This is a genomic window from Chthoniobacter flavus Ellin428, from assembly GCF_000173075.1.
GTDB classification, from domain to species: domain Bacteria; phylum Verrucomicrobiota; class Verrucomicrobiia; order Chthoniobacterales; family Chthoniobacteraceae; genus Chthoniobacter; species Chthoniobacter flavus.
The window spans coordinates 262,323-281,684 of sequence record NZ_ABVL01000008.1 but is presented as its reverse complement, the minus strand read 5'-3'; the positions used below and the strand labels follow the sequence as shown (position 1 = coordinate 281,684).

The 19,362-nt window shown below is 61.9% G+C and carries 12 protein-coding genes; 4 read left to right on the top strand and 8 right to left on the bottom strand.

What is annotated here, in order from left to right; genetic code table 11:
- Window positions 1–61: 61 nt before the first annotated feature.
- Complete coding sequence (locus CFE428DRAFT_RS15465) at window positions 62–637, top strand: Uma2 family endonuclease (protein WP_157447533.1); 576 nt, start codon at window positions 62–64, stop codon at window positions 635–637.
- 609 nt (window positions 638–1,246) lie between these two features.
- Window positions 1,247–2,089: a helix-turn-helix transcriptional regulator gene (locus CFE428DRAFT_RS15460; protein ID WP_006980518.1), complete on the top strand. Its 843-nt coding sequence runs from the start codon at window positions 1,247–1,249 to the stop codon at window positions 2,087–2,089.
- Window positions 2,090–2,448: 359 nt separating this feature from the next.
- Here CFE428DRAFT_RS15460 and CFE428DRAFT_RS15455 read toward each other — a convergent pair whose 3' ends face one another.
- Window positions 2,449–2,682 (bottom strand): addiction module protein, encoded by a 234-nt coding sequence (locus CFE428DRAFT_RS15455; protein ID WP_006980517.1) that lies wholly within the window; start codon window positions 2,680–2,682, stop codon window positions 2,449–2,451.
- A 312-nt stretch (window positions 2,683–2,994) separates the two neighbouring features.
- Here CFE428DRAFT_RS15455 and CFE428DRAFT_RS15450 point away from each other — a divergent pair, with 312 nt between their 5' ends.
- Entirely contained in the window at window positions 2,995–6,075 is a 3,081-nt protein-coding gene (locus CFE428DRAFT_RS15450; RefSeq protein ID WP_006980516.1) for a DUF1592 domain-containing protein, read from the top strand.
- Window positions 6,076–6,868: 793 nt separating this feature from the next.
- Here CFE428DRAFT_RS15450 and CFE428DRAFT_RS15445 read toward each other — a convergent pair.
- The 4 genes from CFE428DRAFT_RS15445 to CFE428DRAFT_RS15430 all read right to left on the bottom strand — a co-directional run bounded on the left by CFE428DRAFT_RS15445 (window position 6,869) and on the right by CFE428DRAFT_RS15430 (window position 15,095).
- Complete coding sequence (locus CFE428DRAFT_RS15445) at window positions 6,869–8,482, bottom strand: methyltransferase domain-containing protein (protein ID WP_006980515.1); 1,614 nt, start codon at window positions 8,480–8,482, stop codon at window positions 6,869–6,871.
- Window positions 8,479–9,399 (bottom strand): NAD(+)/NADH kinase, encoded by a 921-nt coding sequence (locus CFE428DRAFT_RS15440; RefSeq protein WP_131990175.1) that lies wholly within the window; start codon window positions 9,397–9,399, stop codon window positions 8,479–8,481. Before CFE428DRAFT_RS15440 ends, CFE428DRAFT_RS15445 begins: the two co-directional genes overlap by 4 nt.
- A 1,007-nt stretch (window positions 9,400–10,406) precedes the next feature.
- Complete coding sequence (locus tag CFE428DRAFT_RS15435; RefSeq protein ID WP_006980513.1) at window positions 10,407–12,893, bottom strand: putative Ig domain-containing protein; 2,487 nt, start codon at window positions 12,891–12,893, stop codon at window positions 10,407–10,409.
- 54 nt (window positions 12,894–12,947) lie between these two features.
- The gene (locus CFE428DRAFT_RS15430; RefSeq protein ID WP_006980512.1) at window positions 12,948–15,095 is read right to left on the bottom strand and encodes a fibronectin type III domain-containing protein; all 2,148 of its coding nucleotides are present in this window, start codon (window positions 15,093–15,095) and stop codon (window positions 12,948–12,950) included.
- A gap of 199 nt (window positions 15,096–15,294) precedes the next feature.
- Between CFE428DRAFT_RS15430 and CFE428DRAFT_RS15425 the strand changes: the two genes are divergently transcribed.
- Complete coding sequence (locus CFE428DRAFT_RS15425; RefSeq protein ID WP_006980511.1) at window positions 15,295–15,981, top strand: PIG-L deacetylase family protein; 687 nt, start codon at window positions 15,295–15,297, stop codon at window positions 15,979–15,981.
- 179 nt (window positions 15,982–16,160) lie between these two features.
- Here the strand turns inward: CFE428DRAFT_RS15425 and CFE428DRAFT_RS15420 are convergent, their stop codons facing one another.
- From CFE428DRAFT_RS15420 to CFE428DRAFT_RS15410, 3 genes are read right to left on the bottom strand one after another with little or no spacing between them, the layout of a single operon-like run.
- Entirely contained in the window at window positions 16,161–17,183 is a 1,023-nt protein-coding gene (locus CFE428DRAFT_RS15420) for an MlaD family protein (protein ID WP_006980510.1), read from the bottom strand.
- Window positions 17,180–17,965, bottom strand: a complete 786-nt coding sequence (locus CFE428DRAFT_RS15415) for an ABC transporter ATP-binding protein (protein WP_006980509.1) — start codon at window positions 17,963–17,965, stop codon at window positions 17,180–17,182. The genes CFE428DRAFT_RS15420 and CFE428DRAFT_RS15415 overlap by 4 nt, the downstream gene beginning before the upstream one ends.
- Window positions 17,966–18,760: an MlaE family ABC transporter permease gene (locus tag CFE428DRAFT_RS15410; protein WP_006980508.1), complete on the bottom strand. Its 795-nt coding sequence runs from the start codon at window positions 18,758–18,760 to the stop codon at window positions 17,966–17,968.
- Window positions 18,761–19,362 lie beyond the last annotated feature (602 nt).

The window sequence follows — 19,362 nt, the reverse complement described above, 5'->3', positions numbered from 1 at the left end:
CGACATGAATGCCGCATCGAGTGGACCACCCGCGGGCAAGCATTGGACGTTCGCCGATCTCATGCAGTTCGATGAAACCGACCTCTACGAAATCTATGACGGGCGACTGATTCCCATCCACCGCCCATTACCCGGGTTCTATCATCAGCTCATCTCCGGGCAACTGCTCCGGTTGTTGGATGCATTCATCCGCCCGCGAGCCCTCGGGAAACTGCTCATCGGCCCACTGGATGTAATCATGGCTGAGGACAATACGGCGGAGCCGGATTTGCTTTTCATCGCCAGGGAAAACGCGGGCATCGCCCAGGACTGGATTCGGGGCACCCCCGACTTGATCGTGGAAATCATCTCTCCCTCAACCATCGTGCGCGATCGCTATGACAAGCTCGAACAGTATGCTCGGTTCGGAGTAAAGGAGTACTGGATTGTCGATCCCGCGAATCAGTCACTCGAAATTCTCGCGCTGAATGAAAAGCGTTTTGTGATGCACTCGTTTGCCGCGGAAACAGGGAAAGCGGAATCAAGGCTTCTTCCCGGCCTGACTGTCGATCTGGCGGAATTATTCGAACCTGAAGACCGCGAAGTATTCTGGGGAGAGCGGCCACCAGTTCGCCGTGCGGAAAGCCCAAGCACATAGCAGAATAGAACGACGGAAGTTTTGACCCTACCCATTTAAACGCAGAGGACGCCGAGGGCCGCAGAGAATTGTTGGAGCATGCTGTCGGGCCACTCGTGCTTATTCGCGTCCATTCGCGGTCAAAAAATTTTCGCAAGCTGCGTACACTTTTCGGGTTAGCGCTGCACGAATTTTCCGGGACCTCGCTCGGAAAATAGGGTTCGTCGAGCCGAACAGTCCGGTCGTGAGGAACGGCTTATCGGTTAAGACCAACATGTTGGTATTAGTTTGAGAACAGCTGGGCAGGGGAGAGCATTTTGAGAGAGGAAAGGAGGGATGGCAGGCCCTTCCTCTGCGGCCCTCTGCGTTCTCGGCGTCCTCTGCGTTTAAATGGGTAGGCCTTTGGTTGCGGCTCCGCCGCGCTGTGTCCTCTACTCCGAAAATGGTTGTGAAGAGGAGGCCGCTTCTCATGGAGGCTTTCTGTGCAGAACGAAGTTCCTCAGGACTGCGTTTAAATTAGCTGCGACTACGGCTTTATTTGGATGCTCTAAAATCCGCGTAATCCTGCAATCCGTGGTCATTCCTCCGGCGAAGCTCGCCAGACGCGCGGCTCTGAGATAAAGCCCCTCTGTGCCCAATCCTCCCAAGCAACTGACCGAGACCCACGTCATCGGCCCCGAGACCATCGAGGCCAAGGTGCGGGCGCAGGAATGTCCGGCACTGGCCTTGCACCACATCGCGCATGTCGGCCTCGCGGATGCCGCCGCGCCTTATGAAATGGTGCGGATGGATCTGAGCGGAACGTATCTGCTCTCCTGCTCCGCCGGGCGCGGGCAGATCCTGCTCGACGGCCGCTGGCAGACCTGCCGCGAAGGCTGGGCCTGTCTCGCCCCGCCCCATGCCATGCTCGCTTTCCGCGCGGTGCGGGGAGAGCGCTGGGAATTTACCTGGGTGCGCTATCAACAGCCGCCGGATCAAAAGCCGATCATCTCGTCCTCCTCGCCGGCGCTGGCCCGCTTCGATCCGCGCCCGCTCCACGCCGCAGTGCAGGGCCTCTTCTCTGAGATGCAGAGCCAGACCGCCCCGGCGGCAGTGAGCCATTGGGTGGAATTGATCCACACCTACGTGCTCCGCTTCGCCCGTCCGTGGCAGACCGATGACCGCCTCGGCCATCTCTGGGAACACGTCGCCGCCCGCCTCGGCGAACCGTGGTCGCTCGACCGCCTGGCCCGCCACTGCCACCTCAGCACCGAGCACCTGCGCCGCCTCTGCCGTCGCGAACTCGGCCGCAGCCCGATGCATCACGTCATCTTCCTGCGCATGCAATACGCCGCCAAGCTGCTCGCCACGACCGACGACAAAATCGAGACCGTGGCCGGCGCGGTGGGCTACGCCAATCCCTTCGTCTTCTCCACAACCTTCAAGAAATGGGTCGGCTGGCGCCCGAGCGAATACCGCGCGCGCAAAGGCTGAACGGCGCGGCTGCGGATCTTCGGGGAGCGCCCGCTCACCCGTCCTCCGACTCCCGCTAGGCCGAACCGACATTCGGTAGAGGTGGACGACAGCGGTCTTTCAATCGCGGAGCGATATTTGCCTGTAGCCGTGGACTTCAGTCCACGGAAAGGAGTTCATAGGGCCCGTCGCGGAGCGACGTTTGCGGCAACGAGGGAACACGAAAGGCAAACGTCGCTCCGCGACGAGGCCTCTGGGAAAGGTTTCCGTGGACTAAAGTCCACGGCTACAGGCAAGGATCGCTCCGCGATGAGAAGACTCGTCAGCCAGTTCTTGCCCAAGCAGGAGCTTGGGCACGAGGAGCGAGAGCTCGATCCGCATCAGCCGCGGCGGGCTGCGAACCGGCGTTTCACTTCCTCCCAAGTAGACGCCTGGCTCGGGTCCTTGCGGTAGGCAGCGAAGCGCTCGTCGAGCAGTCGGACATGATCTTCGCGGACCGCAAACTCAGCCCCGCTACTCCCGCCCAGTTTCATGACGAGGCGATTCAAAAGCTCCTCCTGCTCCGCCAGCGGCAGCGTTTCGACTGCGGACTCGATTTCGGCAAGCGTGCTCATTGCGTCATCCTAGCATGGGTGGCGTGATGGCGGCAAGCGGCCTCGCTTCCCACCGAAGATTTCCGACGCCGGGGACGGCGCCGCTGCAGATGGGCGTCCCGCCCCAACCATCTGCAATCCCGCCATTTCCGTGTTACGCTCACCCATGTCTTTCCCCTTTGCCGCACTCCGCTGCGATGCGCGACAACATGTCGCCACCGCAAGATCAGGCGCAATCTTCGCAAGCCGCGACAAGCACTTTCCGTTGTCGAGGCTAAGAAAGCGGTTACAGGGAAGGTCTTTTTCTTCCGCCGCCCTCGGGCGTTCCGAACCATGTTGAACCGCCGCCATTTCTTCCTGCCCATCGCCTTCTGGCCCCTGCTCGCCTGCACCGCCCACGCGGACACCGCGACCACTTCCGGCTGGCAGGACGTCCGCCCGCTCCTCCAGCAGCGGTGTTACGAATGCCATGGCGAGAAGAAGGTCAAAGGCGGCGTCAACCTCAAGAAGCTCAACGACGACCCGCATCTCTCCACCGAATTCGAAATGTGGGAAAAGGTGAAGGAAGCCGTCTCCTCGGGCGACATGCCGCCCGATGACAAAAAGCCCCTCGCCGACGCCGAGCGCGACAAGACGCTGCAGTGGCTCACCCATTCGCTCGACGACACCATCCGCGAGCACGGCGGCGACCCCGGCACCGTCACCATCCGGCGCCTGACCAATACCGAGTACGACCACACCCTGCGCGACCTCACCGGCGTCGACCTCGGCCTGGCGAAAGATTTCACCCCCGACGGCGGCGGCGGCGAAGGCTTCTCCAACGTCGGCGACGTCCTCTTCATCAGCCCGCAGCAGCTCGACAAATACTTCTCCGCCGCGCGCAAGCTGGCCGATTACGCGACCATCCTGCCCGGCTCCGGCATCACTTTCCAAAAGACGCGCGTTGGTCTGCGCGGCCCCGTCCAGCTCAAGGCTCAGGCCGAGCAAGCCCTCTACGTCTGGTATCAGAAAATGGCCGAGCCGCTCCTGCCGAAGGACGGCGAAGACGCGCACGAAGCGGATTACATGACCGCTTGCTGGAAGTGGCAGCACAAGGACCTCACCGGCGCCACCTCGCTCGAGCAGCTCGCCAAGGACAACCACCTCACCCTCGCCTTCCTCGAGAATTGGTGGACCGTCCTCAACAGCACCAAGCCCGAATCGCGCTACCTCGACCTCACCCGCGTGACCTGGCGCGAACTCCCCGGGCCCGATGCCGCCAAGCCGCACGACGTCCCGGCCGCGGTCAGTGAAAAGATCCAGCAGATCCAGGCCAACCAACGTTCCTGGCTCGGACCGGCGAAAAATCCCGGCGGCGGCGTCCAGCGCCATCAACAGGATTCCGATGGCATCCATCGCTACAGCTTCACCACGGGCGTGAGCGGCCACCCGGCTGTGCATATCGTCCTCGGCGACGTCGCCGATGGCAACAAGGGCGACTGGGTGACCTTCGACGGCCTGACCCTCAAGCACGGCAAGAAAAAGGAGCTCTACATCGACTGGCTGAAGTCCGCGATCGCCGCGGACAAGGACGCGCTCACCAAGCTTGGTGCCGATCCTGGCAAGTTGGGTGCCGACCCGGCCAAGGCCGGCGCCGACGCCGCCAAGCTCAACGCCGCCCTCGCCACCAAGGAAGAGGCCCTTGGTAAATTCGGCAAAGACCCGCGCGGTGGCACCTGTGCCGCCGACGCCATTGTCGTCCAGGCGCCCGTCGTCATCACCCTGCCCCTGCCGCCGGATGCTTCCGAATTCATCGGCGGCGGCAAGCTCGACATCGATGGCCCCGACGCCGATGCCGCCAGCGTGCAATGGCTGGCCACCGCGGACACGCCGCCCGATCCCACGAAAGTCATTCCCGGCAGCCTCACCGTCTGGAAGCGCGGCAGCTCCGCCACCCACCTCCTCGGCCGCGAGTTCAACGTCATGAAAGAGGCGTTTCCCGACGAATACGTCCGTCGCCTCGAGGAAGTCGCCCGCAACTACTATCGCGGCGGCCACCCGGCCACCAGCGTCTACTATCTCAGCGACGCCCAGCTCACCGCCATCATCTCCCCGGCCGAAAAGGCGCATTGGGAAAAAATGATGACCGACTGGAACTTCGTCAAAAGCCCGCAGATCGCCCCGCAGTACAGCAAGGAGTGGGATAACATTGAGAAAAAGGACCTCGCTGCCTTCGCTACCCGCGCCTGGCGCCATCCGCTCAGCGCTGACGAAACCGCGCAGATCGGCGCGCTCTACGACGCCGCCCGCGGCCGTGACCTCGATCGCGAATCCGCCGGCCGCGAAGTCATCGTCCGCGTCCTCGTCTCCCCGCAATTCCTCTTCAAGCTCGAGGACGCCAGCCAGCCCGGCGTCCAGCCGCTCAACGCCTGGGAAGTCGCCAGCCGCCTCAGCTATTTCATCTGGGCCTCCGAGCCCGACGCCCCCCTCCGCGCCGCCGCCGCCGATGGCTCGCTGCTCAAGCCCGACGTCCTCGCCCGCGAGACGAAGCGCCTCCTGCGCGACCCGCGGGCCAGCGCCCTCGCCGAGGAATTCGCCGGCCAATGGCTGAAGTTCAACGGCTTCGACGCCAAGGCGAACATCGACACCAATAAGTTCCCCGAGTTCACCCCCGAGCTCCAGCACGACATGTATCGCGAGGCCGTCGAATTCTTCACCCATCTCATTCGCGAAGACCGTCCCGTGCGCGAGATCGTCAGCGCCGACTACACCTATCTCAACGAGCGGCTGGCCAAATTCTACGGCATTCCTAACATCACCGGCGACGAATTCCGCCAGGTCAAAGTCGCCGACTACCAGCGCGGCGGCGTGTTAGGCATGGGCTGCCTGCTGGCCAAGAATTCCTATCCGCAGCGCACCAGCCCCGTCCTGCGCGGCGTCTGGCTGCTCACCTCCGTCCTCGGCACACCCACTCCGCCGCCGCCGAACAACGTCCCCAAGCTCGACGACAGCGTGAGCAAAGCCTCCACCCTCCGCGAACGCCTCGAGCGCCATCGCAAGGACAAAGCCTGCTCCGTCTGCCACGACAAGATCGACCCGCTCGGCTTCGCCCTCGAAGGCTTCGACCCCATCGGCCGCGTCCGCACGGTCGATGAAGCCGGCCTGCCCATCGACAACACCGGCCAGATGAAAGGCGGCGCCACCTTCAAAGGCCTCGACGGCCTGCGCAACTTCCTCGCCCAGCGCGACAGCGAATTCACCATGAATTTCTGCCGCAAGCTCATCGGCTACGCCCTCGGCCGCACCATCATCCTCACCGACAAACCGCTGATGGACAGCATGCGCGCGGATCTATCGAAATCCGACGACCGCTTCTCCGTCGCCATCCTCGACATCACCAAAAGCCGCCAGTTCCTCAATCGGCGAAACGAGTAACAAGGCATTGTCCCGAGAAATCGGGGCAGATTTAAACGCAGAGGACACAGCGCGGCGGAGCCGCAACCAAAAGGGGAGCCACGAACATGCGAAAAGACAGGGAAGGGAAAGTGACCCGCGAATCACCCGAATGACGCGAATGATCTGCCCTCATTCGTGTTATTTGCGTGATTCGCGGGCCAAAAATTCTACGCGTCGTGCGGACATTTTCATGGTTAGCACTGCAGAGGACGCTGAGAACGCAGAGGGCCGCAGAGGAGGAAAAGAGGAGACACAGCGCGGCAGAGTCTCAGCAACCAAAGATTTTTAAACGCAGAGGCCGCAGATTCAAAGCTCGGTGAGAAGTCCGTGGTGCCGTGGGAACGAGAAAAAATAGCGCGACGCGACTCTTCCTATCGCGTAGCGATCCTTGCCGGTAGCCGTGGACTTCAGTCCACGGAAAACACGACCCCATGCGCTTCGTCGCGGAGCGACGTTTGCCTCGGAAAGGAGATCGCCACGGGCAAACGTAGCTCCGCGACGGACGCTCTGCGATCGGGGACCGTGGACTGAAAGTCCACGGCTACCGGCTTTGCATCGCTACGCGATGCCCTTGGCCTCCCCCGTGTCGCGGAACACCTTTGGGAACGCGCGAGACGAGGGGAAAGAAATAGGCAAATTTGCCTATTTCCCCATAACTACAGAGGCGGCCAACCAACGAGGGAACGAGGGGAAATGGAAGTAAGGTGCAAATTTGCACCTTACCCCTCAGCTACCGAGGCGGCCAACCCGCTTTCGTCATCCCGTCGCCTCCTTACCCCAACGGTTTTTCCGCGACCAGGACCATGTTGGTCGGGGGCCAGGGGAGCTTGGTTCCTTCGGTGGTGGAGATCGAGACCCGGTCTTCGTAGCGGTTCTGGATGATCCAGGGATTCGCGTAGGCGCGGGAGCCGGAGGCGGGATCGTTGACGTTTTCCAACACCTGGAAACCGGTTTCGACGAGGGTGTTTTTCCACTGGGAAAAACTCCAGAAACAAAACTCCTCGTTCATTTCGGATTTCCAGTTGTCGGTGTAATCTTTCTTCGAGAGAAATTCCGCGGCTTGCCGGAGGGTGAGCCGAAAGACAGGGCGGCCGGCCTCCTCGGTTTCGGCAAACGAAAAGCTCCGATTCGCCGGCAGGAAGTCGCGGGCAAACAAATGGAATCGCGCCCGCGTCGAGAGGCGTTGCAGCCATTCCTGGTCGCGCTCTTTGCGGGACGCCAATTCCGCTGGCGCTGGATTTTCTCCATCATCCGGAGAGCACCATAGGTCCACGGTGGCGTCGCCGTCTTCGGGGCCGAGCACGTCGCGAATGATCAACCGGCCCCCAGGACGAAGCTGGCGGAACTTTTCGGCCAGATAGGCCCGGACGGTTTTTTCCTGGCTGGCATAGCTCCAGAGTTCATGGAGCGTGCTGTTGCAGATGGTGGTGTCGATGGACTCCTCCTCAAAGAGGGAATCGAGGAGGTTGCGGTGGAAGAAATGCACGTAGGCGCCGCTGAATTCCCCGGCCCGTTGCCGCTCCTGAAAACGTCCGGCAAATTCCGCCGAGAGGTCGATCCCGAATAAATCCGCGTCGGGGAAGTCCTGGCTGATCTCGGCCAGCAGGGCGCCATCGGCGCAGCCTTCGTCGACGATGCGTCCCGGTTTGAGGGTGTGGCGGATGTCGAGATACTTGAGCCGGATGATCTCGTTCATGCCGCGGGCGTAAGAGCTGTAGTTGCGGGTCGCGGTGAGACTGCCTTCCTGATTGGTGAGCGGATCCTGATACAGGCGGGCAATGCGTTTGGGGACCTCGGGAAAATCCTCGAACAAACTGCCGTGACTCGCCGCCAATTGGGTTTTGACCAGATCCCCGCTCCGCCAATCTTTTTGCGCGCCGATTTCGCGGATGATTTCGATGGGCGTGGCCGGACGCATTTCGGTCTCCGCCAATTCCGCCGGGGCGATGGGGAACCCGAGTTCCTGGTAGAGCTTGATCACCTCGGGCGTGGAACAAAGGACGAGACAATTCGCCGGGGTCAGGAGAATCGTCCGCTCACTTTGGTGGGCGATTTCCTTGATGGTGAAAGCGGCGAAATTCCGGGTGTGGCCGTAGTGCGGGATGCCGAAAATGCGATGGCGGAAGGTCGCCGCGGCCGGCAACTGCCGGGCAAATCGATCCACGCCCACCGCGCGGATGTGAAAGGGAATGGGATTGTAGCGGGAGTTTTCCTGATTGGCGGAAGTGATCGCGAAAAGGATTTCCACGGGCGGCTTTTCGGTCGCATCGCTGCCGGGCAAAAAGCCGGGAAGCGCCGCCGGCGGTTGCGACAAAACGCGCTGGAGATATTGCTCCTGGAATGTCGTGTTGACGAGGTGCCGGCCGGGGAAAAGCAGATAGCTCATGAGTGTCCGTATTTGGGTTTGGAAAGTCCGTCTCCCCGCCATTGCAATTTTTCGGCGAGCACGTCGTAGTAATTGATCTCGGGCAGAAACGCGATGGGCACGGGGGCGCTCGCCGTTTTCACCGTGATGGTGTGAGTGTTTTCTAATTTCGCGATGCGCATCCCGTCGACCTGGAGTTCAGCGGGACCAGAGGCGCGATCAAGCCGGATTTCGATCGGCTCGGTGGAGTCGATGACCACGGAGCGATTGGTCAGCGCCTGCGGGCAAATGGGGGTCACGGTGAGGACGCTGCATTCGGGGCTGATGATCGGTCCGCCGGCGGCGAGGGAATAGGCGGTCGACCCCGTGGGCGTGGCGATGATGAGACCGTCGCAACGGTATTTGGTCAACCGGCGCTTTCCGATGCTGGCGTTGACGCTGATCATGTGCGGATTGCTTCCGCGGGTGATGATCGCGTCATTCAACGCCCATCCGGCGACGGCTTTCTTTTCCCCCGAGATAAGCACCTCGATCGCCGTGCGCTCGCTCACGACAAAATCTCCATTCAGCACGCGGCTGAGCTGCCGGCGAATGCCTTCGCTGGTGACCGAGGTGATGAACCCGAGGTAGCCGATGTTGACCCCGAGGATCGGCACGGGCGATCCGCGAAACCGATGGGCGGCCTGGAGGAGCGTGCCATCTCCTCCGACGGCAATGACCATGTCGGCCTTGCTCTCCCGGAGATCCCCCATTTTTCGAAAGAGATTCCGCTGCGGAGGCAGGGTCTCGACCCACTCCTGCCGGATTTTTTTGCGATCGAGAAAGGCTTTCAAGGCGACCGCGATCCGCTGCGAATCGGTCTTGGTGCGATTGATGAAAACGACGACGCTGCCGATTTTCGCCGGGACGGCATGAGAGGGGTTCGCTGGTGAATTCACGAGCGGCACGCTAGCAGAGACGATTTTCTTGCACAGGCGCCTGTCACGGATGGCTGGCCCTTATTGATTAGCGGCTGCCGGCTTCATATCGTTCCTAAACTCGAGCGGAGCGAGAGGTCAGACGCAGTCTGCCCGCAGGGTGGCGACGGCAACGCCCGTCCGGCCCGGACCGCCAACAATTAGCGAAGCGCTTTGGGAATGGCGTGCGCGGCCTTGAAACTCCGTTTCTCGGTAGTCACTCTGCCAACTTTGGCGGGAAGACTATCGGTTCCGTCCGCGAGTGGTTACCCGGCGCTCAGCCAGTGCTGCGCGGTAATCGGCGGCGGTGAGAGGGAAACGGAGTTTCCGACCGTGGTGTGCGTTCCCAAAGCGCTTCGCTAATCGCACAAGATTGGAGTCGCAAGATAGGGGTCGGGCAACAAATATGGCTTCGCTGTTTGGAGTGGGTGCCGAAGGCTTGGCGTTTTCCCGCGGTGAAATTATGGCAGTGAGCGCGAAGCGCCTGGAAAAATCCCTGTCATCCTGAGCGGAGCGGGGAAGCATGGGCGGAGTCGAAGGACCTCCGACTTCCGCGGGTTTTTGCGGAGCGTCGGTTAGCTCTCGAAGAGAAACCGTCTTCTCCAGTGCAGCGGATGAGAAGAAGGATATTGGAGGTACTTCTTCTTCCGTAGGGCAAAGATGGTATAGCGAATAACAGTAACGCGTGTATCTCAACTCCGTCACACCGTCACACGGCTCCGCGCGAAAACCCACGGAGATCAGAGGTCCTTCGACTCCGCCCATGCTTCCCCGCTCCGCTCAGGATGACCTTTTTTTGGGGCGCTTCGCGCTTACTGCGATGATTTCACCGCGAGCATAGGCAGTTCGTAAGCCACCCACTCCAAACAGCGAAGAGCCACAAATATTGACAGATCTGCCAGCTCTCCTGCTCAGACGGACATTCCCCCTCGCAGAAGCCCTGGCTCGCGAACCTTGCGACCTCCGCTTTCTTCGCGAGAGGGCCGGCTTCACGGGGTCACATCGATGGTGAATGATTGGGGAGTGCCGGCTAATTTCTCGATCGAGGTGGCGAGCAATCGATAGTTCCCCCAGACGAGCGCCGCTTCGTCCACTTTGCGTTGTTCGCGCTCGATGGTGGCGAGGATGGTGACCTCGAACTTGCCGGCGGCGTCGGGCTTGCCCACGAGGGTGCCGGTGGCAGGGTCGAGTTTCAGCCAGGCGGGACCTTTGACGATCGTGTACTTCGGGGATTCGATTTCGAAGAACGCGCGGACCTCCTGGCCGTTGATCTCGCGCGCCTTTAAATCTCCCAGGGAGCGGTTGGCCTGGGGCTGATAGTGGTAGTCGCCACCCACGCGGGCCGCGGTGGGCGGTTCGCTATGGATGACCGGGCGCGGCGCGGTGGCGTAATCGGACGGGCCGCTTCGCTTGCCATGCTCATCCACGGCGACGACGCGATAGTAGGTCTTGTTGGCATTCGGCAGTTTGATTTTGGGGCCCAGGACCGCCAGTTCCGCGTCGCTGGTTTCCGCGATGAAGTTGGCCGGGAATTGCGCGGCGAGATCGCGCGTCGCGCCGACGTTGACCTGGTAGGGCACATCGCTGACCGCGAAGCCTTTTTCGTCGCTGCCGTAGATGCGGTACTTCACCGCCGGCCGGCCGGCGGGATTCGGCTTCCAATGCAGGATTCCCTCGGTCTTCTTTTCGTCATACACCAGGTTGACTTCCAAGGGGTAACTTGGTGCCTGCGGCGTGAAGCTCCAGACTTTGCTCCACGGTCCCCAAACGCCCTGGCTGTTTTTGGCCCGGACACGCCAGAAATACCGATGATTAGGAGCCAGCAAACCCGCGGCCGGCAGGGTGTACTGCGCCTGGCCACGGTCCGCGGTCCGCGAGATCAATTTGTAGAAATTGGTGGAGAGCGGCCACTTCATGTCCACGCGGTCGGACAGCTCGAAATGATAGTCGGCGATCCGGGCACCGTCGGCCGGCGGTGGCGCTTTCCACTGGAACGCGATGTCGGTGCCGTTCACTTCGCCGCCATCCACCGGGGCGATGGGAGCCTCCACGGCAGGTGGCGGCGTGGAGCTGGAGCGCTCGACCCAACCGTGGGTCACGGTGACCTTTCGTTCGCCGTTGGTCTCGTCGCTATAAACAAAGGTGTTCCCGCCGATCGACATCGAAGGCAGGACCAGCGGCGCCATCTGCAAATCGTTCACGATGGCCAGCCGCTGCACGCGCGTCTCCGGCGTGAACTCACAGCGGATGCGGTACTCGTAACAGGCCGGCCCGTTGGGCGGGAAGAATTTGTCGAGGTTGTCCGTCGCGGATTCCCAGGTTTTTCCATCGCGGGAGATGGCAAATTTTGCCCCGGCGCCCCCGACCTCGAGCTGGCCGCCGACGATCACATAGGGAGTCCGCACGGTCCATTCGATCGTGCCGCTTTTCCCGGGCTCGGCAGAAAGTTCACCGTCCTTCTCCTGGATATTTTCCACCCGCGTTGCGCCTTGGCGCCAGACCGGCTTGGTGAAATCGGGGCGATATTCCCAAAGACCGTTGCAGACCATGTCCGGGTAGATCGGCTTGTCGCCGTGGTACTTGACCGGAGTGAGATGTCCCCAGCGCCAGACCAGCGCCTCGCCCGGACGCAGGGTCATGTTCATCGAGGTCTTGTCGTTGCAGTTGCGCTGCCCTTTGACCTCGCCCTCGTACCCATAGAGCGCCGACTCCCATTCGTCGTGCGCGCGGTTGTCGGCAAAGGTGATGCCCGAGGTGTGGGTGCGCCGGATCAAATCGTGATCGCGCACGATATCCTGCTCGCCGGCGATCGTTTCATTGTCCCTCAGCAAATAGAGCACGGCCTGGTCGCCATCGAGCAGATGCCACCGGTCCTCGTAGAACACCTGGGTGATGCAGTGACCCACGCCGCGCGCCGGGGCGGCTTTCAAGCCGGCCTTCTGCCACAGCCCCGCTAGGCAGATCGAGTCGTTGCCACAGGTGTTGTGGCCGTACGAATTGAACACCTTCACGGGATCTCCCAGTTCTTTATTGTCGCCCCCGGCATGATACCGAAACTGAATTTCCTGGAACCACAGGGCCAGGGCCTTCTCCTTCGCGCTCATCCCCGGCGTGACGGCAGACGCGAAGACCTCGCCAAAATTTCGGAAGGTATTGCGACCGTTCGAAAGCCACGGATTGATGACATCGGAGTCGCCGACGTTCTCCAGCCGGACGAAGCGATTGGACTCCCAGACCTGGTCGGAAACGCCTTCCCGATTCATGCCGACTCCCAATGGCGATCGGCAGTTTTGCCCATCCACGGTGCCACCCTGAATCACCGTGTAGGTGTGCTTTGCGGGTCCCGCGTCGGCGATTTGCTCCACGTGATTCTTCGCGATATCTCCCGGCTCGGTTTTCGAGGACCAGGGGGCGAGGGTGTCGCTGGCCGCGGCATTCGCCGCCAGGATCGCCATGGCAAACAGGATGGTTCGCATAAGAAATGGGGGGTTACGTCCGAGGCGGTTGGGGAGCGGGCTAACGCATCGGCGCTATGGGGAATTGCGGAAAGAAGTGATCCCGTCGGGGAGGTAGCCGGCGTCGTTGGTGATGGTGAGGGAGAGGAGCGTGCCTTTGCCGCCGGGCATCGTCAGGGCGACGCGGTGGGGGCCGGCCTTGAGCTCGTACCACGGGTTGCACTGGCTGTCCGACTTGAGCGTATCGAAGAAGGCGGTGGCGGACGGGTTATCGTGCCCGGTTGTGACATAGTCCCACATGGGAAAATCGACGGCCGGCCGGGCTCCGTCCCAACTCACCCGGAGCGACTGCTGCTTGACTGCGCCTCCCTCGCCCTGGAGTTCGATCCAGACGAGATAGTGGTCATCCTGGGGCAGGTCGAAGGCGATCTCGGCGGGCGTGTTGCCGAGTGGCTTATCCACGGCCAGGTGTTGAAAGACACGATGGATCGCCGGAGTCCGCACGGTGAGGGGCGGGCTGGGGGCGCTCTCGTTTCCGGCGCGGTCCACCGCGGTGACGACGTAGGTATACTGCGTGTCCTGCTGCAGACCCCAATCGAGGAAATGCATCTCGGAAAGGCCCCAGTCGTGGGAATGGGTCTCGGCGGGTGAGGCCAGCCGGTTTTTCTGCACCGGCGCGGTCTCCGCTCCAGCGGAGCAGTAGACGTTGTAGTAACTCACGTCGCGAGCCCGGGAAGGCTGCCAGCTCACTCGGAGCGCGAATGGCGACTTGGCGGTGGCGGTGAGGCCGGAGGGCGCGGGTGGCGGCTCGTGGTCGGGGCAGGGAGATTGCAGCCCGCTGCGCTCGATCGCCACCACGGTATAGGATTCCTTCTCGGCGGGCACCCAGCAATGCGGCTCCTGAATGGGCCCGGCCGTGATGCACTCCGCGCCCCGATAGACTCCATAGCCCGCCAATTCCCTAGCGTGCTCCGGCGGATCCCAGGTGAGGGTTCGCCCCTCTCGCCGGACGTTCCGCGGAGGGTCGGGAAGTTTCTGCACCGCGATGTAGGCATCGCAGTCGCCCAGCATGGTGGAATTGTAGGCCACCTTGGTGCCGTCGGGAGAACTCTCCGGCTCGGATTCGGCGCGGGCGCTGTGCTGGGTATTCGGGACGCAAAGCAGCCGCCGCTCGCCGGAATCGACCTGCACTTCGTAAATGCCGTTGCCGATGGAACCGACGAGCCATTTTTCGTCGACCGCCCAGGAGAAGTGGCCGCCGCCGACGCGCGACTCCTCGTCGCTGACGAAGACGAGCTGCTTCGAGGAACCGGTATCCAGGTCGGTGGTCCACAGCGCCTTGGGCGTGCGGGCTTGTCCGGAAGCGGCGCGCGTTCCCAGCGGGCTGATGCTGGGATGGTAAAACATGTAGGGACCGATCTGATGAATGGCGCCGTCTTTCTCGGGTTCGCACATCCATTGGGCGCGGTCGCCGCCACCCTCACTCCTGTTGAAGGTGAAGGAGTGGTCGGCCCGCTTGAGGAACCAGATCTGGCCGTCCATGACGCCCAGGTCGATGCGCTGGATCGCTCCGGTGCCGTCGGCGTTCATGACCAGCGCGAAGGAGTGCTTGGTGTCGCCCACCGGGACGCCCAGCTGCCGGACGAGGAATTTCTTCCCGTCCAGGCTCGGCCGGAAGAGTTTGAGTTCGCCGGGTTCCTGGGAGAGATCCCAGAGCTGGCGGGATTTTCCGGTCGAGACATCGTTCTCGAAGATTCGACGATGGGTATCCGCGTAAATCAAATGGTCCTTGTCCAATTCGCTCCAGTAGGTCCAGGTGTCGTCCGAGGGAGTCGGCATCCAGCGATCACCGTTCGGGCTGACCAGCCAGGCGCGAGGCTGTTTCGGGCGGGTGCTCAAGAGGAGGAGGCGGGAGCCGTCGAGATTCCAGACCCGCAGGTTGGAGTAGGCGTGATAGTTGTAGCCGGGGTTGTGGCTCATCTTCCAGATGACCGTGCCGGTCTTGACGTCCCGGAAGATGACGCGCTCGCTGGGATATTCACCGTCGGCAATCTCGAGCAACTCATACGGCTTGATATGCCGCCGGCTGGCCAATTCGCTGAGTTGATCGATGCGATCTTCCGCGGGTAAATGGCTGGGTTCTGGCGCGGCCGGGGCCGGGCTGGTCATCCAGCCGAGCAGAAGCGGCCAGAGGAGACGCGGGAGGTTGCGGAGTGCTTTCATCGGACGCGCAAAAGGAAGGGGCTTCAGCGAACTGGGGAGAGTTGCGGATGGGGACTGGATGGCAGGCCCATCTGCTTTAACCGCGGCAAAGCATGAAGGTTAGGAAGAGCTAACAGATAACCTTTGCATCCTCGGTCGATTCGCGGTTTGCCAGCGGGGGCGGATGAGGGCACAAAGGAGGGCGATTTCCCCCTGACTTATGCCCAAGACTATTCTCGCCATTGGCGCTCATTACGATGATTGCGTGTTTGGGATTCCGGGGATTCTTCTCAAAGCGGTGGGGCAGCATCAGCGGGTGGTGATTGCGGCGATCATCGGGGATTATGCGGCGTGGCCGCCGGTAGCGGGGCGGGACAAACAGTTGCTCGAAGTGAGCCGCGAACTGGCGCGGGAACGCGGGATGGAGATGCGGTTTCTTTCCCGCGCTTCGGCGCACTTCCGGCTCGATGAAGATACCCAGCGCGAAGTCGCCGAGCTCGTGGCGGAGGTGCAGCCCGACACGGCTTTCATTCTCTGGCCGCAGGATCGGCATCCGGATCACGAAGCGGCTTCGGCCATTTGCCGGGCGGCGCTGGCGCAGCCGCACATGGTGCTCGGGCGGGCCTGCGCGGGGCCGCGCCATGTTTACTGCTTTGACAATGGGCCGCGCCATACCATCGGCTTCGAACCCAATACCTTCGTCGATGTTACTCCGCAATGGGCCGCGGCCATGGATTGGCTCGGGCGGCTCATGGCTTTCGTCAATAAAACGGAATTCGATCCCGCGAAGCCGGACAGTGCCCGGGCGCTGAAGGAAGCCATCGCCCGCTACCGTGGCGTCACCTGCGGCGTGAAATACGCGGAAGCAGTCTGGGCGATGACCCATTCGCCGAGTGAGATTCTGTAATCCTAAAAACGGAACTGGGAATGGCCACAAAAAGGCGCAAGAGACACAAAAAGAAAATGTTCCTTGGACCAGTAGGTCGCGCTCATCGACACCCTACGGGTGACACCGCCGTATTCTGCAAAGGCCTGCTTTTGTGCTTTTTGTGCCTCTTTGTGGCCATCCATTCCCTTATTTAGGCATCACCGCCGCTTCTTCGGTGTCGGTGAAGGCGTGGCCTTTTCTCCTCTCGCCGGGATCCCCGGCGCGGGCTCGGGGTATTTCTTCGTCGTCGGCCAGATGAGTCGCCAGGGCTGGCGCTTCACCGTATCGCTGGCTTGCTCGAGATTTCCCCCGATGGTCGTGAACTGCTGGCCGATCTGGGTGAGCGCGCGGTCGAGGTTTTCCGAGGCCGCGCGGAAGTTATGGAGGATCACCGCGGCGTCGTCGTGCGCGGTGAGCTCGGAGGTGAATTTTTCCGTGTTCTTGAACGTCTTCGACAGCGAGCCGTCCGGGCCGGTGAGCTCGGCGAGATGATTGAGCGACTGGCCCAGCTTGCCGTTGTCGCTGGTCAGGGTCTCGATGTTTTGCAGCGAGTGGCGCAGCGAACTGTCGTAGCCGCTGATCTCGTTGAGATTGACTCCGAATTGTTTGAACTCGGCGAAGGCTTCCTGCAGGTCCGCGCCTTCGGCGGTGAGCCGGGTGAGGTTGTTGGAAGTCTTTTCCAGGCTGTCGAGGGTGCCGTTGAGTTTGGTGAGCACGGGGTCGAGCCGCTCCATGACGGTGGAAGGAAGATCCGAGAGACTCGGGGCGCGCTCGCCGACGAAGTAGGCGCCGTCGGGCGCGAGCCCGCTGGATTCCTTGCCGCTGGCAAAATCGATGACCGCATCGCCGAGCATGGTGGGCTGGGTGATCTCGACTTTGACCGTCTTGAAGATGCGCGCCCTGGCCGCCACGGTGACCTCGATCATCGTCTCCAGCTTGGGATTTGGACGATCCTTTTCCTCCACGGGCGAAAACAGCGAGCGCACCTGCCCGATCTTGCGTCCGCCGAGCAGCACCGGCGCGCCCGGTTTCACGCCGGCGGCATTTTCAAAGTAGATGCGATAGGTGTGCTGCGGAACGAAGACGCCCGGTGCACCAAGGAAGATGAGGACGCCGACGAGCACGACGAGCGTGATCACCACGAGCAGTCCTGTACGGATTTCGTTGCGGACGAGGTTCATGTGCGATTTTCCGGCAAATCTTCGTTCAGCGGGCCTTCCGTATTACCGGAAATGAATTGGGCAACCACGGGGTTGGAGTGGTGCCGGAACGCTTCGGGTTTATCTTCGGCGATGATCCGGCCTTTATAAAGCATGGCCATGCGCGTGGCGATGCGGAAAGCGCTGTCCATCTCGTGCGTGACGACGATGGAAGTGGCGCCGATCTTTTCGCTGAGGCTGATGATGAGTTGATCGATGAGCGTGCTGGTCACGGGGTCGAGCCCGGCGCTGGGCTCATCGTAGAGAATCAACTCCGGATCCATGATGATCCCGCGGGCGAGGGCGATGCGTTTGCGCATGCCGCCGCTCAGTTCGGCGGGCATCTTGTCGCGGGCATCCTGCATCCCGACCATCTCCAGCTTGTGCATGATGAGGTCATCGATCTCGTTGCGCGGCTTGTCGGTCAGCTCTTCGAGGGGCAGGGCGAGATTGTCGCGCACATTGAGCGAGCTGACGAGGGCGCTGTTTTGAAAGACCATGCCGATCTTCTGGCGCATCTTGTTGAGCCGGCGCCGGCCCATGCGCCCGACCTCCAGGCCCTTGAACCGCACGGAGCCGCCGCTGGGTTTCAAAATGCCCAGGATGAGGCGCAGCAGCGTGCTCTTTCCGCCGCCGGATTGCCCGAGCACGATGAGCCGTTCGCGCGGCGCGATGTGGAGGTCGACGCCCTTGAGCACCTCTTCCTTGCCGAAAGTGAGGCGCACCCCTTCCAACTCCAAAAGTGGTTTTGAATCGGTGGCCATTTAGTCGGGGAAAAGGGCGACGAGCACGATGTTGAAAACGGTATCGAAGCCGATGACGGTGGTGATGGCGGTGACCACGCTGGAAGTGGTCGCCGTGCCCACGCCGGCCGCGCCGCCGCGCACGGTCAAGCCCTTGTAGCAGGCGATGAGCCCGATCAGCAGGCCGAAGAGGAAGCTCTTCAGCACGCCGGCCACGATGTCGCGGATGAAAAGGTTTTCGAGCGAGCTCTGCCAGAAACCCTGCATCGGAATGTCGAAAGCCCAGCGCGAGATGAGGGCGCCGCCGGAGAGCGCCATCATATTCGAAACCACGGAAAGGCAGGGCATGAGCAGGAAGGCGGCCAGCACTCGCGGGCTGACCAGCAGGCGCAACGGGCCGAGGCCCATCGCCTCGATCGCCTCCACTTCCTCGGCCACGACCATGGTGCCCAGCTCGGCGGTGAAAGCCGCCCCGACACGCGCGGCGACCATGATGCCGGTGATGAGCGGCCCGAGTTCGCGCGTGAAACCGATGGCCACCGCCGCGGGAACGAGCGTTTCCTGGCCGTAGGGAGCGAGCACGTGGCCGGTGAGCAGGGCCATGGTGAGTCCGAGAAAAAACGAGACCAGGGCGACCAGTGGCACCGAGCCCACACCGGTGCGGTCGGCCTGCTCGAAAAAGATCGACGGTCGGAAGGGCAGACGACGCCGGCGGAGCATGTGATCGCCCATTTCCTGCACGGTATAAATGAGCAGCCACGCAATGCTGCTCACGTGCTGAAGAGCCGAGCGAACGGCCGGGAAAAGGTCGATCATGCGAGGAAAAGTGTCTGTGGGAGGATGGCTCCTGTCCAGAGAATCGCCGGAAAGAACGCGTTGGGTGTAGCCGCCCCACTCCGCCGGGGCGTGGAAAAGCGCATCGCGGAGCCAGTTTTTTCCACGGCGACGATGGAAACGTCTGAGCTTTAGACCCATCTTTTCCTGGAAGGAGCGACGAGTCACGAGAGCACTGGGAGGGGCGACTTCCTAACGCCCTGCACCGCGAAGCGGTGCCCATCAGTGAGAGCGCTTCGCGCCGAGGGTTTTCGATCGGCGACCAGGAAGTCGCCGCTCGTGTGCCCGGCATGGGCCTGAACTAATCAGATGAAACGAACTGATCGAAACTGATGGAAGTAATCGTAGCCGAACGACAAGGCAGCGACCGCGAGGTCGTGGCTGAAAGAAGTCGCAGGCAAAACTCCGACCGCAGGAAGACAAACTGGCAGAGAGGCCGGGCGTGGGCGACGAGCGTGCGAGCAACCGCGAAGTCCGAAGTCCATCCAGACACGTCAGGTAGAGCCAGGCGGCGCGGAGGGAGAGTTCAGGTTCTTACCCGGGGAGAACTCTGTGGCGAGAGCCGCGGAGTAGTCAGCCGAAGC

Bases quoted from the DNA above. Each gene is read 5' to 3' on its own strand.
- CFE428DRAFT_RS15415 (WP_006980509.1), bottom strand. From the start codon at position 17,965: ATGGCCACCGATTCAAAACCACTTTTGGAGTTGGAAGGGGTGCGCCTC.
- CFE428DRAFT_RS15430 (WP_006980512.1), bottom strand. From the start codon at position 15,095: ATGAAAGCACTCCGCAACCTCCCGCGTCTCCTCTGGCCGCTTCTGCTC.
- CFE428DRAFT_RS15410 (WP_006980508.1), bottom strand. From the start codon at position 18,760: ATGATCGACCTTTTCCCGGCCGTTCGCTCGGCTCTTCAGCACGTGAGC.
- CFE428DRAFT_RS15425 (WP_006980511.1), top strand. From the start codon at position 15,295: ATGCCCAAGACTATTCTCGCCATTGGCGCTCATTACGATGATTGCGTG.
- CFE428DRAFT_RS15465 (WP_157447533.1), top strand. From the start codon at position 62: ATGCAGTTCGATGAAACCGACCTCTACGAAATCTATGACGGGCGACTG.
- CFE428DRAFT_RS15420 (WP_006980510.1), bottom strand. From the start codon at position 17,183: ATGAACCTCGTCCGCAACGAAATCCGTACAGGACTGCTCGTGGTGATC.
- CFE428DRAFT_RS15455 (WP_006980517.1), bottom strand. From the start codon at position 2,682: ATGAGCACGCTTGCCGAAATCGAGTCCGCAGTCGAAACGCTGCCGCTG.
- CFE428DRAFT_RS15450 (WP_006980516.1), top strand. From the start codon at position 2,995: ATGTTGAACCGCCGCCATTTCTTCCTGCCCATCGCCTTCTGGCCCCTG.
- CFE428DRAFT_RS15435 (WP_006980513.1), bottom strand. From the start codon at position 12,893: ATGCGAACCATCCTGTTTGCCATGGCGATCCTGGCGGCGAATGCCGCG.
- CFE428DRAFT_RS15445 (WP_006980515.1), bottom strand. From the start codon at position 8,482: ATGAGCTATCTGCTTTTCCCCGGCCGGCACCTCGTCAACACGACATTC.